The 16,340-nt window shown below is 70.6% G+C and carries 14 protein-coding genes; 3 read left to right on the top strand and 11 right to left on the bottom strand.

Going from position 1 to position 16,340, the window contains the following annotated elements; all coding sequences use genetic code 11:
- Window positions 1-8 precede the first annotated feature (8 nt).
- The 10 genes from ACTHJJ_RS07690 to ACTHJJ_RS07645 form a co-directional block, all read right to left on the bottom strand.
- Window positions 9-548, bottom strand: coding sequence for an adenine phosphoribosyltransferase (locus ACTHJJ_RS07690; protein WP_440302347.1), 540 nt, complete (start codon window positions 546-548; stop codon window positions 9-11).
- Entirely contained in the window at window positions 545-1,699 is a 1,155-nt protein-coding gene (gene secF / locus ACTHJJ_RS07685; RefSeq protein WP_440302346.1) for a protein translocase subunit SecF, read from the bottom strand. The genes ACTHJJ_RS07690 and secF overlap by 4 nt, the downstream gene beginning before the upstream one ends.
- Window positions 1,696-3,582 (bottom strand): protein translocase subunit SecD, encoded by a 1,887-nt coding sequence (gene secD, locus ACTHJJ_RS07680; protein WP_440302345.1) that lies wholly within the window; start codon window positions 3,580-3,582, stop codon window positions 1,696-1,698. Before secD ends, secF begins: the two co-directional genes overlap by 4 nt.
- Window positions 3,583-3,591: 9 nt before the next feature.
- Window positions 3,592-3,981, bottom strand: coding sequence for a preprotein translocase subunit YajC (yajC, locus tag ACTHJJ_RS07675; protein WP_440302344.1), 390 nt, complete (start codon window positions 3,979-3,981; stop codon window positions 3,592-3,594).
- A gap of 165 nt (window positions 3,982-4,146) precedes the next feature.
- Entirely contained in the window at window positions 4,147-5,265 is a 1,119-nt protein-coding gene (ruvB, locus tag ACTHJJ_RS07670) for a Holliday junction branch migration DNA helicase RuvB (protein WP_440302343.1), read from the bottom strand.
- A complete protein-coding gene (gene ruvA / locus ACTHJJ_RS07665; RefSeq protein ID WP_440302342.1) occupies window positions 5,262-5,861 on the bottom strand; it encodes a Holliday junction branch migration protein RuvA in 600 nt (199 codons plus the stop codon). The genes ruvB and ruvA overlap by 4 nt, the downstream gene beginning before the upstream one ends.
- Entirely contained in the window at window positions 5,858-6,490 is a 633-nt protein-coding gene (ruvC, locus tag ACTHJJ_RS07660; RefSeq protein ID WP_440302341.1) for a crossover junction endodeoxyribonuclease RuvC, read from the bottom strand. Before ruvC ends, ruvA begins: the two co-directional genes overlap by 4 nt.
- Window positions 6,491-6,590: 100 nt before the next feature.
- A complete protein-coding gene (locus tag ACTHJJ_RS07655; protein WP_440302340.1) occupies window positions 6,591-7,349 on the bottom strand; it encodes a YebC/PmpR family DNA-binding transcriptional regulator in 759 nt (252 codons plus the stop codon).
- Window positions 7,350-7,358: 9 nt separating this feature from the next.
- Entirely contained in the window at window positions 7,359-8,012 is a 654-nt protein-coding gene (gene pdxT, locus ACTHJJ_RS07650) for a pyridoxal 5'-phosphate synthase glutaminase subunit PdxT (RefSeq protein WP_440302339.1), read from the bottom strand.
- A gap of 90 nt (window positions 8,013-8,102) precedes the next feature.
- The gene (locus tag ACTHJJ_RS07645; protein ID WP_440302338.1) at window positions 8,103-11,951 is read right to left on the bottom strand and encodes a CARDB domain-containing protein; all 3,849 of its coding nucleotides are present in this window, start codon (window positions 11,949-11,951) and stop codon (window positions 8,103-8,105) included.
- A gap of 105 nt (window positions 11,952-12,056) precedes the next feature.
- Between ACTHJJ_RS07645 and ACTHJJ_RS07640 the strand changes: the two genes are divergently transcribed.
- The 3 genes from ACTHJJ_RS07640 (at window position 12,057) to ACTHJJ_RS07630 (ending at window position 15,194) form a co-directional block, all read left to right on the top strand.
- Window positions 12,057-13,781 (top strand): LuxR C-terminal-related transcriptional regulator, encoded by a 1,725-nt coding sequence (locus tag ACTHJJ_RS07640; protein WP_440302337.1) that lies wholly within the window; start codon window positions 12,057-12,059, stop codon window positions 13,779-13,781.
- 121 nt (window positions 13,782-13,902) lie between these two features.
- Entirely contained in the window at window positions 13,903-14,889 is a 987-nt protein-coding gene (locus tag ACTHJJ_RS07635) for an aminotransferase class V-fold PLP-dependent enzyme (RefSeq protein ID WP_440302336.1), read from the top strand.
- 20 nt (window positions 14,890-14,909) lie between these two features.
- Window positions 14,910-15,194 carry a kynureninase/PvdN C-terminal domain-containing protein gene (locus tag ACTHJJ_RS07630; RefSeq protein WP_440302335.1) on the top strand — a complete coding sequence of 95 codons (285 nt, stop codon included), beginning with the start codon at window positions 14,910-14,912 and terminating at the stop codon, window positions 15,192-15,194.
- Between the two features lie 131 nt (window positions 15,195-15,325).
- Here the strand turns inward: ACTHJJ_RS07630 and pdxS are convergent, their stop codons facing one another.
- Window positions 15,326-16,249 carry a pyridoxal 5'-phosphate synthase lyase subunit PdxS gene (gene pdxS, locus ACTHJJ_RS07625; RefSeq protein ID WP_440302334.1) on the bottom strand — a complete coding sequence of 308 codons (924 nt, stop codon included), beginning with the start codon at window positions 16,247-16,249 and terminating at the stop codon, window positions 15,326-15,328.
- Window positions 16,250-16,340: the final 91 nt, after the last annotated feature.

Here is a 16,340-nt window from a genome sequence, read left to right as displayed (position 1 = left end):
AGAGGCGATCACACTGTCAGGATCGCGTGCACGGGCCGCTGCCCGAGCTTGTCGCGTCCCTCGAGGAAGCCCAGCTCGAGGACCACGTCCACACCGGCGACGACCGCCCCTGCACTCTCCACGAGCTCGCACGCGGCGGCCGCCGTCCCTCCGGTGGCGAGCACGTCGTCGATGACGAGGACGCGCTGTCCCGGGCTGAACGAGTCGGCGTGCACCTCGATCTCCGCCGTGCCGTACTCGAGCGCATAGGAGCGACTCAAGGTCAGGCCGGGCAGCTTCCCGCTCTTGCGGACCGGAACCATCCCGATGCCGAGGTCGAAGGCGACCGCGGCGGCGAGGATGAAGCCGCGCGCCTCGATCCCGACCACGACGTCGACCGAGCCCGTATGGCGCGCGGCGACGTCACGCACGACGGTGCCGAAGGCCTCGCCGTCGGCGAGCAGGGGGGTGAAGTCCTTGAAGAGGACACCCGGCTTCGGGAAGTCCGGGATGTCCCGGAGCCGGGACGCGACGACCTCCGCGACGGAGAGCCCCGCGAGGGGCGTCACCGCTTCGACCTCGGGGCCCGCTTCGGCTGGTTGCGTGGGCCGGCCTGCGCGTACTTGTGCACCGCCCGCGGCTGCGCATGGTCCGCGCCGCCGGCGACGTCGGCCGGCACCCCGGCGGTCTCGACCGGCTCACCGTTGAGCGTGGTCTCCGCCTCGCTCTGCAGGACCGCCTCGTGGCGGACGCCGTGGCGGGCGACGTACCGCTCGAGGTCGAGCACGACCGGCTCCTTGCGCCGGAAGTCGACGAAGAGCGGCGTCGCGATGAAGATCGACGAGTAGGCACCGGCCGTGATGCCGATGAAGAGCGCGAGGGCGAGGTCGAGCAGGGTGCCCGGGCCGAGGAGGGTGAACCCGACGACGAGGACCGCCGCGATCGGGAGCAACGCGACCACGGTCGTGTTGATCGAACGGACGAGGGTCTGGTTCACGGCGAGGTTCGCCGCTTGGGCATACGTCATCCGCCTGGTCCGGAACGCCTCGGCGGTGTTCTCGCGCACCTTGTCGAAGACGACCACGGTGTCGTAGAGCGAGTAGCCGAGGATCGTCAGGAAGCCGATCATCGACGACGGCGTGATCTCGAACCCGAAGAGGGCGTAGATGCCCACCGTCACGACGAGGTCGTGCAGCAGCGCGATGGTCGCCGCCAGGGCCATCTTCCACGTCCGGAAGTACACCGACATGACGAGGGTGACGAGGACGAGGAAGACGATGAGGGCCCGGATCGCCTGCTGGCTGACCGATGCTCCCCAGCTCGGGCCGACGAGCGAGGCGCTGACCTGGCTCTCAGGGACCCCGAACGCCGTTGCGAGGTCGGCCTTGGCCGCCTCGGTCTTGCCCTCGGCCGTCTCCGTCTGGATGCGCACCGTGTTCGAGCCGATGACGCTCGAGTTGACGTTCCCGGTGATCCCGGCCTGCCCGACCGCGGACGACGACTTCTGCTCGTAGTTCTGCGTCGAGGTGACGCCGGAGACGCGGAACTCCGTGCCTCCCCGGAACTCGATGCCGAAGTTGAGGCCGCGCAGGAACAGGCCGCCGAGGGCGAGCAGGATGATGACAGCCGAGAAGGCGTACCACTGCTTCTGCCGCCGGATGAACTGGATCGACCGCTTGCCGGTGTAGAGGTCGTTACCGACCTGGGCGAAGTTGATCATGCCTGGCCCTTTCCATCCGCCGAGCCGAGTCTCGGGGCGGCCGCCGGGCGGGTCGCCGCCCGTGTCGCGGGACGCGGTCCGGTGCCGAACTGGCCGGCTCCGCGGTAGCGCGGTCCGACCTTGGCCCCGAGGCGGACCGGGTCGAGACCGGACCACTTGTGACCGTTGCCGAAGAACTCCGTGCGTGCGAGCAGCTGGACCATCGGGTGGGTGAAGAGCATGACGACCACGAGGTCGATGATCGTCGTCAGCCCGAGGGTGAAGGCGAAGCCCCGGACGTTGGCGGAGGCCAGCAGGTAGAGCACGACGGCCGCGATGAAGTTGACCGCGTCGGCGGCGATGATCGTGCGCCGCGCGCGCTTCCAGCCGGTCTCGACCGCCGCGACGAGTGGTCGGCCCTCACGGACCTCGTCACGGATGCGTTCGAAGTAGACGATGAAGCTGTCGGCGGTGACACCGATGGCCACGATGAGACCGGTGACGCCGGCCATCGTGAGCCGGAAGCCGATCGTCGTGCTCAGCACCGTGACCGACAGGTAGGTCACGACGGAAGCGACGACGAGGGACAGGACCGTGACGAACGCCAGCGCCCGGTACTGGAAGACCGAGTAGATGACGACGAGTATCAGCCCGATCAGGCCGGCGAGCAGGCCAAGCGCGAGCTGCTCCTGGCCCAGCTGCGGGGTGATGTCGTCCTGGGTCTGCAGCTTGAACGACAGCGGCAGGGCGCCGAACTTCAGCTGTTGGGCGAGCTGCTTGGCCGAGTCGACCGTGAAGTTGCCCGTGATCGACGCCTGTCCGTTGGTGATGACGGCCTGGGCCCGCGGTGCGCTGATGACCGACTTGTCGAGCACGATGGCGAACTGGTCGCGCGGCGGCTGCGACTGCAGTGCGTAGAGGCGCTTGGTCACGTCGGCGAACTTCTTGGCGCCCTGGCTGTTGAAGGTCAGCCGGACCTCGACGATCGAGGTCGGCTGGCCGTTCGGGCCGGACTGGAACCCGCTGGACGCGTCGGAGATCTCGCTGCCGTCGACCTCGACGGGGCCGAGGACGTACTTGGCGCCCCGGTCGTCGCTGCAGGTCGCCATCGGTTGGGCGGGGTCGTCGACGATCCGGTCCGTGGTGCCCGGTGCCGAGCAGTCGAGAGCGACGAACTGCTGAGCCACCTTGGCCGCGGCCGCGTTGGCCTTGGCCTGGTCCCAGCCGATGCCGACGAGACCTTGCGCGGCCTCGGAGGCGATCGTCTTCTCGTCCTGGCCGCTCTGCGCGGGCTGTTCGGCGGGCGCGGGCGTCGTCGGTGCCGGCGTGCCGGTGGCGCCCGGCTTCGTGGTGGGCGTCGTCGTGGGGGTCGAGGTGGCGGCGCGCAGCGCGGACGGCACCGGCGCGTTGGCTGCGGTGCTCGTCGGCGACGGCGTCGCCGGCGGCGTCGTGCTCGGAGCCGTGGCGCTCGGCGCGGGGGTCGGGGTGCCGGGCGCGGCGGCGGGCGTGTTGGCGGCCTCGACGAAGACGGCGCGGAACCGCAGCTGCGACGGCTTGCGGATCGCCTCGAGCTGCTCCGGCGTCGGCGTGCCGGGGATGGCGATGTCGATGTTGCGACCACCCAGGGTCGAGATCTCCGCCTCGGAGACGCCGTTGGCGTCGATACGCTGGCGGATGATGTCGACGGCCTGGTTGATCTGCCCGGACGTCACCGTCGCGTTGCCGGTGAGGACCGGCTCGAGGACGATCTCGGTGCCGCCCTCGAGGTCGAGGCCGAGCCGTGGGGTGTACTGGCCGGCACCCCACTGGGCCAGGCCCGCGACGATCGCGATCAGCCCGATGATGATGGCGACGAGGGCGGTCAGCGACTTGGTCGCCGACCTCTTCTCGGAACTACGCGCCATGCGCTGGCCTCACTGACCGGTCGTGTCGGCGGATCCGGTGGTGTCGGATCCAGTGGTGCTCGCAGGTCCGCCCGCAGCTGCGTCGGACTGCTTCATGGCGATCGCGCGACGGTCGATCCGAAGGGTGATGCCCTCGGCGACCTCGACCCAGGCGCTCTGGTCGTCGAGGTGGCGGATCGTGCCGTAGATGCCGGCGGAGGTGATGATCTGCTCGCCGATGGTGAGGGACGAGCTGAAGTTGCGCATCGACTTCTGCCGCCGCGAGGTCGACCAGAACATCCACACGAGGAGCAGGATGGGCAGGGCCAGGATCAGCAGGGACGACATGCCGCCGCTCGACGCGTTCTGCGCGGGGGCGGTCGGGATCAACGAGGTGACCTCGTTGCCGTAGTTCAGCATCAGCTCTCGTTCCTTCAGGTCTTGGTCCGGGCAGCGAGCGGCACCTCACGGGCTGTGGGGACGTCGCGTCAACGACCGGAGGCACCGTAAAGTGCCGCACTGCGGCGCGGTGCCCGCAGGAGTCTATGGCGGCTGGCCCGATTTGTCAGACGCGCCACACAACGGTCAGGTCTCGAAACGGCCACCTGTCGGCTCGTCGAGGGGCAGCGTCGCGGACCACAGGCCCTGGGCGTCGAGAGGCGCAGCGAGCCCCAGGTGGTCCCAGGCGAGGGCGGAGGCGGCACGTCCACGCGGAGTCCGCACCATGAAGCCTTCGCGCACGAGATAGGGCTCGGCGACCGTCTCGACGGTGTCCGGTTCCTCCCCGACCGCGACCGCGAGCGTGGACAGGCCCACCGGTCCGCCGCCGAACCGTCGGCAGAGGGCGTCGAGCACGGCCCGGTCGAGCCGGTCGAGGCCCCGGGCGTCCACGTCGAACAGCTCGAGCGCCTGCCTGGCCGCCTCCCGCGTGACCCGGTCCTCGCCGTGCACCTGCGCCCAGTCCCGGACCCGGCGCAGCAGCCGGTTGGCGATGCGCGGTGTGCCCCGCGAGCGGGTCGCGATCTCGGCGATGCCCTCCTCATCCGCCTCGAGACCGAGCAGCCGGGCCGAGCGGTGCAGGATCGTGACGAGGTCGCTCGCCTCGTAGTAGTCCAGATGCCCCGTGAAGCCGAACCGGTCGCGCAGTGGCGCGGGCAGCAGCCCGGCTCGCGTGGTGGCGCCCACGACGGTGAACGGCGGCAGCTCGAGCGGGATCGCGGTCGCTCCGGGACCCTTGCCGACGATGATGTCGACCCGGAAGTCCTCCATCGCGAGGTAGAGCATCTCCTCCGCGGAGCGCGACATGCGGTGGATCTCGTCGAGGAAGAGGACCTCACCTTCGGCCAGCGAGGACAGGACCGAGGCGAGGTCGCCCGCGTGCTGGATAGCCGGCCCGGAGGTGATGCGGATCGGCTGCTCGAGCTCGCTCGCGACGATCATCGCGAGGGTCGTCTTGCCCAGGCCGGGCGGCCCGGAGAGCAGGACGTGGTCGGGCGGGCTGCCGCGCCGCTTCGCCGCCTGCAGGACCAGGCCGAGCTGGTCGCGGACCCGCACCTGCCCAGGGAAGTCGTCGAGCCGCTTCGGGCGGAGCGCCGCCTCCACCTGCCGCTCGTCTGCGTCGCCCGCGCCGTCGACGAGACGTGCCGTCGCGTCGAAGGACCCGTCCCACTCGGGGTCCGCGCCTTGCCCCCAGTCGGCCGTCATCGGCCGAGCTCCTGCAGGGCCGCGCGCAGCAGGGCCGAGACGCCGGGGCCGTCGGCCGCCTGCGGGGCGACCTTGTCGAGCGCGGCGTCGGCCTGCTTGACGTTCCAGCCGAGCCCGACGAGCGCCTCACGGACCTGGCCCTTCCACGCCTCGTCGGCGCCAGCCGGCTCGGCGGGGTGCTCGGCCCCGCCGGCGACGACACCGAGCTTGTCGCGCAGCTCGAGGACGAGCCGCTCCGCGCCCTTCTTGCCGATGCCCGGCACCTTGGTCAGCGCTGCCAGGTCCTCGCGGGCGATCGCCCCGCGCAGGGCATCCGGGGTGTGGACCGCGAGCATCGCGAGGGCGAGGCGCGGACCGACTCCCGACACGGTCTGAACGGTCTCGAAGACGGTCTTCTCGTCGGCGCTGGCGAAGCCGTAGAGCGTGAGCGAGTCCTCGCGCACGACGAGTGTGGTGGCGAGGTCGGCGGCCTGGCCGGTGCGCAGGGACGCGGCGGTGCCCGGCGTGGTGTGGACGAGCATGCCGACCCCGCCGACGGCGAGGACGAGCGAGTCGAGCCCGACGGTGAGGACGGTGCCGGACAGCGAGGCGATCATGGGCGGGTGGCTCCGGGGTTGGGTCGGACAGTGGCGGGGCGGCTGCCGACGGACACCGCGCGCACGCTGGTGCCCGCTGTCCGCCGCGGTGCTCGGGTCGGTATGCCGCTGGGCTTGCCGCCGCGACGGGCGGCAGCCTCCGTGAGGCGCTCCTGCACGCTCCCCCGCCACACGTGGCAGATGGCGAGCGCCAGGGCGTCGGCGGCGTCCGCGGGACGCGGCGCGGTGGTGAGACCCAGCAGACGGGTGACCATGGCCGTCACCTGCGCCTTGCCGGCCCGGCCGCTGCCGCTCACGGCCGCCTTGACCTCGGTCGGGGTGTGCATGGTGACCGGCAGGCCACGCCGTTCGGCGAGCAGCATGACGATGCCGGTGACCTGGGCCGTGCCGACCACGGTGGAGACGTTCGAGTCGGCGAAGACCCGCTCGATCGCCACCGCCTCGGGTCGGTGCCGCTCGAACCACAGCCGCATCTCGTCCTCGATCGCGACGAGCCGCTTCGGTGTGGGGTCGCTGGACGGCGTCCGGATGACGCCGACCTCGACGAGCGAAAGCCGCCGGCCCGGCACGCCGTCGACGACGCCGATCCCGCAGCGGGTCAGGCCGGGGTCCACGGCGAGGACGCGCACGAGACTGCCTCCGAATCCGTTGACGACCGAACATGTGTTCGGCCCAACCGTAGCTGCGAGCCGGGGTCGCTCCACGGAGGCGCGCCGCCGTCGGCTGGGGTCAGTCCTCGTCGTCGAGCTCCGCCAGGACGTCGTCGGGGATCTCGCCGTTGGCGAACACGTTCTGGACGTCGTCGCTGTCCTCGAGGGCCTCGATGACCCGGATCATCTTGCGGGCGCCGTCGAGGTCGAGGGGCACCTGGAGGTTCGGCACCCAGGACGCCTCGGCCGACTCGTAGTCGATGCCGGCCTGCTGGACCGCCTCGCGGACGGCCACGAAGTCGCTTGCCTCGGAGACGACCTCCCAGGTCTCGCCGTTGTCGTTGACCTCCTCGGCGCCCGCGTCGAGGACCACCTCGAGGATGTCGTCCTCCGACTTGCCGTCCTTGGGGAGGATCACGACACCCTTGCGGTTGAAGACGTAGGCGACCGAGCCCGGGTCGGCGAGCTGCCCGCCGTTGCGGGTCAGGGCGGTACGCACCTCGGCGGCAGCGCGGTTGCGGTTGTCGGTGAGGCACTCGATGAGCAGGGCGACGCCGCCCGGGGCGTACCCCTCGTACGTGATCGTCTGGTAGTCGGCCGCACCCGCCTCGGCGCCCGAGCCGCGCTTGACCGCGCGATCGATGTTGTCGTTGGGAACCGACGACTTCTTCGCCTTCTGGATCGCGTCGTACAGCGTCGGGTTTCCGGTCGGGTCACCGCCGCCCTGCTTGGCCGCGACCTCGATGTTCTTGATGAGCTTCGCGAAGAGCTTGCCGCGCTTGGCGTCGATGGCAGCCTTCTTGTGCTTCGTGGTGGCCCATTTGGAGTGGCCGCTCATGCAGTGTCCTCACCCTCGCGAACTGCCGATCTTGACGAACTCGGCGTGGATCCTCCGGTCTGTGCCCACCTCGGGGTGGAACGACGTCGCAAGGAGGCCTCCCTGCCGAACCGCCACGATCTTACCGGCGGCGGGCCCCTCCCCCACGCGCGCGAGCACCACGACGTCCTCGCCGACCTCCTCGACCCACGGCGCACGGATGAAGACCGCGTGGACAGGGCGGTCGAGTCCGGCGAAGTCGAGCTCGGTCTCGAACGAGTCGACCTGGCGCCCGAAGGCGTTGCGGCGCACCGTGATGTCCAGGCCGCCGAGCGTCTGCTGGCCCGGGGCTCCGTCGGTGATCCGGTCCGCGAGCAGGATCATCCCGGCACAGGACCCGTAGACGGGCATCCCCTGCTCGATCCGCTTGCGCAGTGGTTCCTGCAGCTCGAAGGTGCGGACCAGCTTGTCGATGACCGTCGACTCTCCACCCGGGATGACGAGGGCGTCGATCCGCTCGACCTCCTCCGGTCGCCGGACGAGCACTGTCCCGGTGCCCAGTTCGTGGAGCGCGGCGACGTGCTCGCGCACGTCACCCTGCACGGCGAGGATCCCGATCGTTGGAGCGGCCATGAGGCGGAGCGTATGCCGCTCGGCGGCTCGCGCCGAAACCGGCCCGAGCATTGCCCGGCAGCCTGATGACAAGGCGGGCCCCTCGGGCGCGGGAGGGAACCGCACCCGAGGGGACTGCCGGACCTGTCCGGTCGGGTGGCGTCACCAGACCCAGACGTCGTCCAGCCACACGGTGCTGCCGAGGGGAAGCGCCGCAGGGGATCTCGCCGTGACAACCATGCGAGTCGCGCCGGCGGGTACCGTCACCGAGCCGGCGATCTTGCCCACCGAGCCGCTGATCTTGCTCACGGCCGAGTCGATCTTGCTCACGGCTGGGTCGATCTTGCTCACGACGGAGTCGATCTTGCTCACCACGACGTCCACCGACGCGATCTTGCTGACGACCTTGCCTGTCTGGTCCAGGAACGTCACCGAGACGCCGGGCGTGCCGTCGACGGCCGTCATCGCCAGGTCGTAGGTGCCGCCCGCGGTGACGTCGATCGGGTCCGAGGCCCAGCTGCCGCCGGTGAGCCCGACTGCAGCCACGCCGTCCGTGGACTTCGTGCTCGACCGGTCGTAGGCCGTGCTGCCGGAGGCGGTCCACCCGTCCGGGGCGGTGCCGGTGGCGGACGACTCGTAGGAGCCGTTCGTCACCTTGTTGCCGCGGATCGTGATGGTGCGCGTCAGCGTGTTGTCCGTCTCGACCGTCTCGGCGATGAGGTTGGCCGGGTCGACGACCGCCTTGATCATCCGCTCACCATTGATGCCTCGGGTGTCCCACACCTTCGTCACGGCCGCGGTGGCGCCGGCGGCGAGGTCGACCGGGGCCGTGGTGCCGAGCGACGTCGTGCCGTCGAAGAGCTCGACGACGACGCCGGTCGCGGGGGCGGTGCCGGTGTTCCTGACGGTCACCGTGAGGTTGGTCTGCTTGCGCTCCGGCTGTGCCGCCTCGATAGCGGTCGGCTGGAGGTTGGGCTTCGCGGCGCGTCGGCCGTCGCCCTGGGGGTGGACATTGAAGTAGAACACCTGGCCCGCCTCGAGGAGCCTCGGGTCGGACGTGTTGGCCGCGGTCTGCGGCACTCCCCGGGCGGCGAGGGCCGCGTTGCGCGCGGCGTACTCCGCGTGGAGGTAGTCGCCCTTGCGGAAGAGTTCGCCGACCTGGGTGCGCCACTGCTTCATCCGGCCGAAGTCCGAGCCCCACTTCGCGGACGGAGCCGTTCGGCCGGCCGTGGCCTCCTCGACGAGACGCTGGGTCAGGGACTCCTGCGCACCGATGAGGTACTCAGCCGTGTGGCCGCGCTGGAGGTTGTCCTGGTCCTCGACCTCGTAGGGGCGGTAGGACATGGCGTACGTGGTGGGAGCGGCGGAGATGTCGTACATCCAGCCGAGCCCGTTCCAGTAGCACTCCCACTGGCCGGCCTGCGGGTGGCCCACCGGGCAGCGGTCGACCCCGTAGGAGCCGTCGTGCGGGTGCGAGAGGCCGAGGTTGTGCGCGGCCTCATGCTCGATGGTGTAGCTGAAGCCGCCGCCACTGTCCTGCGTCGGCAGGGAGGTGCTCGTCACGGACCGCTTCGACCCGGGCGCGTCACCGGGCTGGACACCCGGGTAGTGCGAGGCGCTCGACTTGAACCGGTCGTTGACGTTGTTCATGACACCCCACGCCTCGCCGTCGTTCGTGCCGACCGCGATGCCCCCGACGATGGCCGGAAGGGCCCACGTGAGCGTCTTCTCGAAGACCACGTTGATCGCCGGGATGGTGTTGACGCCTTCGACGTGGTCGGCGATGCCGTCAGGGTGCGCGTCGATGAAGTCGCGGAAGGACTCGTGCGAGACCGCGCCGTCGTAGCCGGGGCCGAGGCCGCTGCCGGCGGCCTTGGCCTTCTCGAGGGCCTCCTGGACCGCTGTGAGGTCAACCGTCTTGTCGCCGTAGGTGACAACGCTGTGCGTGCCGTCGTAGAGCGGTTCGGGGGCGAGCTTGGCGCCGCTCTTGGTCTCGACATGCGTGGCCGGGGCCGGCAGGTCGGCGTACTTCGGGGACGTGTCGAGCACCTTGCCGCTCGGCTGGTTGTTCGTCGGGTCGTAGAGCGGGATCGTCTCGCCCTTGCGGCCCACCCACCGGGCGTACGGAGTTGCGGAGGACAGCCAACGCAACGTGTCGTCCTGCCTCGTGCCACCGGCGACGCTGCCGATCTTGTACAGCTTGTCCATGTCGGTCCACCACGTGCCGTACCACGGAGCGTTGGTGAGCTGGCCCTGCACCCACTGCGGACGCGAGTAGAAGTCGGTCCAGTTCGACACCGCCAGCCAGTAGGTGTCGCCCCGTGGGATCGGTCGGTAGAGGTACCCGGCGGTCGAGCGGAAGAACAGGCCGTAGGCGACGTCGCGTGCGAGACGCGGCATCATCCGGCATGGCGTGTTGTTGTTGTACGGGAGGTTCAAGCCGGCGATCGGGGTGCCGTCGGTCTTGCACGTGTCACCTTGCTGCTGCCACAGCGGGTCGGCTGCGTACTGCCACACCGGCGGGTCGCCGTGGGGGTAGTCGCTCGACATGCCCAGGCCCTTGCCGGCCCAGGTCGCGGACTCGTAGTCGTTGGGTGCCGCGCCGAGGTCGACGAAGTGGAACCGGTAGCGGCCGCCCCACGTGCGGGCGAAGTCGACGCCGTCCCAGCCACCGGTGTCAGGGTCGGTGATCCGCCAGGATCCCCCGGCCTCGGTGGCCTTGGGGCCGATGGCGCCGTTGATCACCTTGTCGGTGCCGTACGTGTGGTACGCGTTGGGGCGGAAGTAGTCCTTGGCGTAGTCAGGGGTGAAGGTGTCGAGGAAGAAGAACGACGCTCCCTGGCTCGGGCCTTGCGGCATCCGGTCGAGGTTGAGGCCCTGCTTGTCGTAGTACGGGTCGTGGTAGGCACCCGCGTCGGGGTTGATGACCGACGGGTCGGCACAGGCACCGGTCTCGACGTTCGTGAACGCGCACTCCCACTTGGCGTCGTACCGCGAGCTGAACATCCAGTCCTCGACCGCATAGGCGTCGACGAGGTCCGTCTTCGTCGGGTCGGCGACCTTGTAGGAGAGGTCACCGCCCTTGGCGACGACCCGAAGGTTGCCGAACACCGTGTCGTACTTGACCTGGTTCACGGTCCGCGTGCTCGTCACGCCGCCGTGGTACGACTGACCGCGCGCGGTGGCGTCTTTGGCCACCTGGAAGAGCGCCTTCGCGTAGGCGTCGGAGGCCGCGAGGACGTTGACCTTGTAGTTGAAACGGATCCCCTCGAAGTAGGGATCGCCCGAGACGTGGTCCTTGTTCCAGTTGAGCAGCCCCGCGCCGACCCCCGTCAGCTCGCCGCCCGCTGTCGTCTTGGTCGCGACCGTCGGCTTGTAGTGGTCCGGCGTCCAGGCCTTGAGCTCGGCGACCTCGGCCGGGCTGGGCTTGCGACCGACGAACACCACGTTGAGCGGGTAGTCCACGACGAGCTCGTCCTCGACCGCCTTGCGGGTCTCGGGGTACTTCATGCCGATCGGGACCGCCGAGCTCGTCAGGGTGGCCGTGCCCGTGTAGCTCGACGCGACGCTCGTGTACGGCACGACCTTGACGCTGTAGGCACCGGGCGCAAGCGCGCCGAGGTCGACAGCCTCGCGAGTCGTTCCGCCCGACGCGCTCTGCGCGATCTTGCGGCCCGTGGAGTCGCTCACGTAAAGGTCGTAGTCGTCCGCGGTGGAGGTCCAGGAGATCTCGACCTTGACGGTGCCGGAGTGGCCCTGCCAGTAGTCCTGCGGGATGGACAGGTTGAGCGTGTGTGTGTCGCACGTCGTGGAGGTGCAGCTCTCCGGTGCGAGGACCGCGCCGTTGTAGGGTCCGCCCGTCCACTGAACGGTGCTCGTGTCGCCGCTGGCCGCCGGTGACAGAGTCGATGCCGCAGGACTGGACGCTCCGGCGCCGCCTGCGAGGACGATCGTGGCGAGCACCGTCGCCAAGGACGATGCAGCGACCACGCGGGGTGTGATGGAACGCATTCAGATCCTCCAGTCGGGTCGATGCGCGGGTGAGCGCGTCCGACCCAAGCAAACGACGTGTTGCTATTCCGTGGAATCTGCAAGAACTACCTATATCTTCGTCACGTGACGACAGCCCTCACCCGTTCGAGCGGCCGTCCCGCCAGGGTCAGGGTGCGCCGGCGGGTCTCGTCGCAGTCGGCCCTGGCGTCGTTCGCGACTGTCGTCTCCCCTGGCCTGCGCGCCACCTTGCGCGAGGCCGAAGGGTTGGGACTGCGAGGCGAGACCCGCGCGGCCCTCGACCTCCTCATGTCCACCGCGGCCGCGCTGTCGCGAGGGGCACCCGATGATGACCGGGTCGCCATCGGCGAACTGGCCGTCGTCGTCTGCGCTTGGGGCACCGAGCTGCTCGAGGCGCACCCGTTCCTCGAGCGGCTGGCCGAGGAGGTCGGGTCTCCCGGGGCCCGCGGGGCTCTCCTGTTCACCCGCGGCCGGGCCGGCACCGCCGCCGAGACGCCCGAGATCCTCAGCCGTGCCCTGGCAGAGTTCCGGCTCGCTGGCGACCTGCGCGGTCAGGCGGTCACACTCGGCGAGCTCTGCTGGCCGCGCGAGGACGGGTTGAGCGGCGACTACCGGATCAGAGTGGGCCGTGAGGGGCTGGCCCTCGCGCGGCGCACTCGTGACCCCTGGGCGATCGCCTTCTGCGCGGGCCGCCTCGCGGGGTGCGAGACCTACCTCGACCGTCCGGAAGCACTGGAGCACTGGCGGGAGGCGTCGGAGGTGCTGCCGTCCAGCCCTGACGCCATCACGGCCGAGATCGCAAGCCTCAACCAGTTCAACTGGGCCCATACCGCCTATGGCCATGGTGACTACGCGCTGGCCCGGCGCGTCGCCGCGGAGGGCAAGCTGCTGGCGCACGGGGCGACCTGGGCTCGCAAGTTCGCCGCCGTGGAGGCCCTGGTGCACTGGCGCACCGGCGACCTCGCCGCCGCGCAGGCCGCGGCCCGCGCGGCCCGGCAGGGCCGCCCCCAGATGGCCACCGGCATGGCCGGGATCGCCCTGGGAGCGGTCGCCCTCGAGCGCGAAGGCCGGCCCGACCCGAAGGTCATCGACGACACCCTCGGTCACATCGCGTTCGACGAGCAGATGCTCTGGCTTGCGCAGTCCGTCCGTGCGTCCTTGCGCGTGGCGAGGCAGGAGCCGGCGCCGCTGCGAGAGGTGCCGCAGGCGCTCGAGCTCGCCGCACGTATGCAGGTGCGGTTCGGCTGGGAGGACCTCCTGCTGACCATGGCCCTGACCGACGTCTCGGCGGCACGGCCGTGGGTGGCGACAATGGGTCCACTCTGGCCGCAGAACGCCCGGGGCGCCGCGGTCCGCACCGCGGTGGACGGTCTCGTGTCGGGTCGCGACGGCTACAACCTCGTGGTGGCGGCGGCCGAGCGCTTCGCAGCCCTGCCTGAACCCATGACGGCCGGACAGCTGTTCCACGCCGCGGCCCGGGTCGCCCCCGACACAGCCACGGGCAACAACCTCCGGTGGCGTGCGATCGACCTCTTCCAGCAGCATGGTGCCGAGCGCTCGTTGGCCGCTGTGCTGCGCGACCGCAGCCTGCACCGGGGCCAGCGGCTGCCTGCGGTGCCGGCGAGCCAGCGCCTCGTGTCGACGGCCGGGCTCACGGCGAGGGAGCGAGAGGTGGCCACGCTCGCCGCCAAGGGCTACACCGCGCAAGAGATCGCCGACCACCTCCACATCTCCATCGGCACCGCGCGCAACCACGTCCTCAACGTCCGCCAGAAGTTCGGCGGCGTGCCCAAACGCAAGCTGGCCCAGCTCCTGGCCGACGGCGCCTGAGCCCGCAAGGTTCCGCCGTGTCCGGCCCTGCCTGCGCGGCTGTGTGCGGAGCAGACCGCCCTGAGGGCGTGCCGTCCATGTCTCATCCGTCCTTCGTCGTGCGAGGCGATACGTTCTCGGTATGCCCGTAGAGCCACGTGACAGCCCGGTGCCCGCCAACCTCCGTGCTTCTGACCCGCTCGAGGGCTTGGTTGCCCGCGCCACGGAACTCGACGCCCAAGCGGAGCTGCACTCGGCCCGCGCCCGGTTCCGGCTGCCTGATGGCGTGATCTACCTGGACGGCAACTCCCTTGGCGCGCTTCCAGATTCGGTGCCCGACGCCGTGGGTCAGGTGATGACCCGTGAGTGGGGTGACCGTCTGATCCGGTCGTGGAACGAGGCCGACTGGTGGCACGCGCCGCTACGGGTCGGTGACCGGGTGGGCCGGCTCGTCGGCGCAGCGCCCGGACAGGTGGTCGTAACGGACTCCACGTCGGTCAACCTCTTCAAGCTGATCGTCGGCGCCGCGCGGCTGCGGCCCGGCCGCACCGTCATGCTGACGGACCCGGACTCGTTCCCCACGGATCTCTACATGGCCCACTCCGCGGCCGGTCTCGTCGGCCTGCAGATCCGTCGCGTCCCGCCGCAGGATGCGATCTCCGCGATCGCGGAGGCCGGAGAGTCGCTCGCCGTCGTCGCATACTCGCACGTCGACTACCGGACCGGGGAGCGCTGGGACCTGCCGGGCATCACCGCTGCCGCGCACGAGGTGGGCGCACTCGCCTGCTGGGACCTGTGCCACTCGGCGGGTGCCATGGCGGTCGGGCTCGACGAGTCCGGGGTCGACCTCGCGGTCGGCTGCGGCTACAAGTACCTCAACGGCGGCCCGGGCGCGCCGGCGTTCGCCTATGTCGCGGAGCGCCACCAGGCCCTCTTCGACCAGCCGCTCCCGGGATGGACCGGGCACGCCCGCCCGTTCGCCATGACGCCCGGCTACACCCCCGCCCCCGGGATCGCCCGCCTGTGCAGCGGCACCCCACCGCTGCTCTCGATGCTGGCACTCGAGGCGGCGCTGGGGGCTTTCGACGACGTCTCCCCGAGGCGCTCCGGCGCCAGTCCCTCTCGTTGACAAGCCTTTTCATCCAGGCGGTGGACGCGCTCGGACAGAGCCTGGAGGTGGTCACGCCCCGGGATCCGGACCGCCGGGGCTCCCAGGTCTCGCTGCGTCACCCCGACGCCTTCGCCATCGTCCAGGCCCTCATCGCGCGTGGCGTGATCGGCGACTTCCGGGAGCCGGACATCATCCGCCTCGGCTTCGCGCCGCTCTACGTGACCCATGTCGAGGTCGTCGAGGCCGCCCGCCACCTCGGCGAGGTCCTCGACGGTGGCGAGTTCCAGCGTCCCGAGTTCGCCCAGCGGGGCGCGGTCACCTGAGCTCCGTAGGCTGGAGTGCGCGCGACGCCGCCCATGTCCTCGCGCCGCCCAGCCACCCACACAGTATGCCGCCGCGCGGGGTCCGCTCGGCGGCATACCGGGTGCGTGCTGACGTCAGCCGACGCGGGCCGTCACCAGCCGCGCTCGGCGAGCCGGTGCGGCTGCGGGATCTCGTCGACGTTGATGCCGACCATCGCCTCACCCAGGCCGCGGGAGACCTTCGCGATGACGTCCGGGTCGTCGTAGAAGGTCGTCGCCTTGACGATCGCCTCGGCCCGCTTGGCGGGGTCGCCGGACTTGAAGATGCCCGAGCCGACGAAGACGCCCTCGGCACCGAGCTGCATCATCATCGCGGCGTCCGCGGGGGTGGCGATGCCGCCGGCCGTGAAGAGCACGACGGGCAGCTTGCCCGCACGGGCGACCTCGACGACGAGGTCGTGGGGCGCCTGCAGCTCCTTGGCGGCGACGTAGAGCTCGTCCTCGGGGAGGTTCTGCAGGCGCCGGATCTCGGCGCGGATCGAGCGCATGTGGGTCGTCGCGTTGGAGACGTCGCCGGTGCCGGCCTCGCCCTTGGAGCGGATCATCGCCGCGCCCTCGGTGATCCGGCGGAGGGCCTCGCCCAGGTTGGTCGCGCCGCAGACGAAGGGAACCGTGAAGGCCCACTTGTCGATGTGGTTGGCGTAGTCGGCCGGCGTCAGCACCTCGGACTCGTCGATGTAGTCGACGCCGAGGCTCTGCAGCACCTGGGCCTCCACGAAGTGGCCGATCCGCGCCTTGGCCATGACCGGGATCGAGACCGCGCTGATGATGCCGTCGATCATGTCCGGGTCGCTCATCCGGGAGACGCCACCCTGGGCCCGGATGTCGGCCGGGACGCGCTCGAGCGCCATGACGGCGACGGCCCCGGCGTCCTCGGCGATCTTCGCCTGGTCGGGGGTGACGACGTCCATGATGACGCCGCCCTTGAGCATCTCGGCCATCCCGCGCTTGACGCGGGTCGTGCCGGTGCCCGTCTCGGACGTGGGCGTCGTGCCCGTCGTGCCAGTGCTGCTCACGGTCTCCTGCTTTCTCGATGAGGCGTTCGTCTGCGGATGCAGAAAAGGGTACGGCCGGAACCTGCGCGCCCCGACCGCCCGTCCATGGCTG

Source organism: Intrasporangium sp. (genome assembly GCF_051961875.1).
Lineage (GTDB): Bacteria > Actinomycetota > Actinomycetes > Actinomycetales > Dermatophilaceae > Intrasporangium_A.
Note: the sequence above shows the minus strand (reverse complement) of the source record. Positions and strands in the feature narration are given on the sequence as shown.

Excerpts from the sequence above, each read along its gene's own strand:
- ACTHJJ_RS07645 (WP_440302338.1), bottom strand. The coding sequence starts at position 11,951 with ATGCGTTCCATCACACCCCGCGTGGTCGCTGCATCGTCCTTGGCGACG.
- ruvB (WP_440302343.1), bottom strand. The coding sequence starts at position 5,265 with ATGACGGCCGACTGGGGGCAAGGCGCGGACCCCGAGTGGGACGGGTCC.
- secD (WP_440302345.1), bottom strand. The coding sequence starts at position 3,582 with ATGGCGCGTAGTTCCGAGAAGAGGTCGGCGACCAAGTCGCTGACCGCC.
- ruvA (WP_440302342.1), bottom strand. The coding sequence starts at position 5,861 with ATGATCGCCTCGCTGTCCGGCACCGTCCTCACCGTCGGGCTCGACTCG.
- pdxT (WP_440302339.1), bottom strand. The coding sequence starts at position 8,012 with ATGCTCGGGCCGGTTTCGGCGCGAGCCGCCGAGCGGCATACGCTCCGC.
- ACTHJJ_RS07635 (WP_440302336.1), top strand. The coding sequence starts at position 13,903 with ATGCCCGTAGAGCCACGTGACAGCCCGGTGCCCGCCAACCTCCGTGCT.
- secF (WP_440302346.1), bottom strand. The coding sequence starts at position 1,699 with ATGATCAACTTCGCCCAGGTCGGTAACGACCTCTACACCGGCAAGCGG.
- ACTHJJ_RS07655 (WP_440302340.1), bottom strand. The coding sequence starts at position 7,349 with ATGAGCGGCCACTCCAAATGGGCCACCACGAAGCACAAGAAGGCTGCC.
- yajC (WP_440302344.1), bottom strand. The coding sequence starts at position 3,981 with ATGCTGAACTACGGCAACGAGGTCACCTCGTTGATCCCGACCGCCCCC.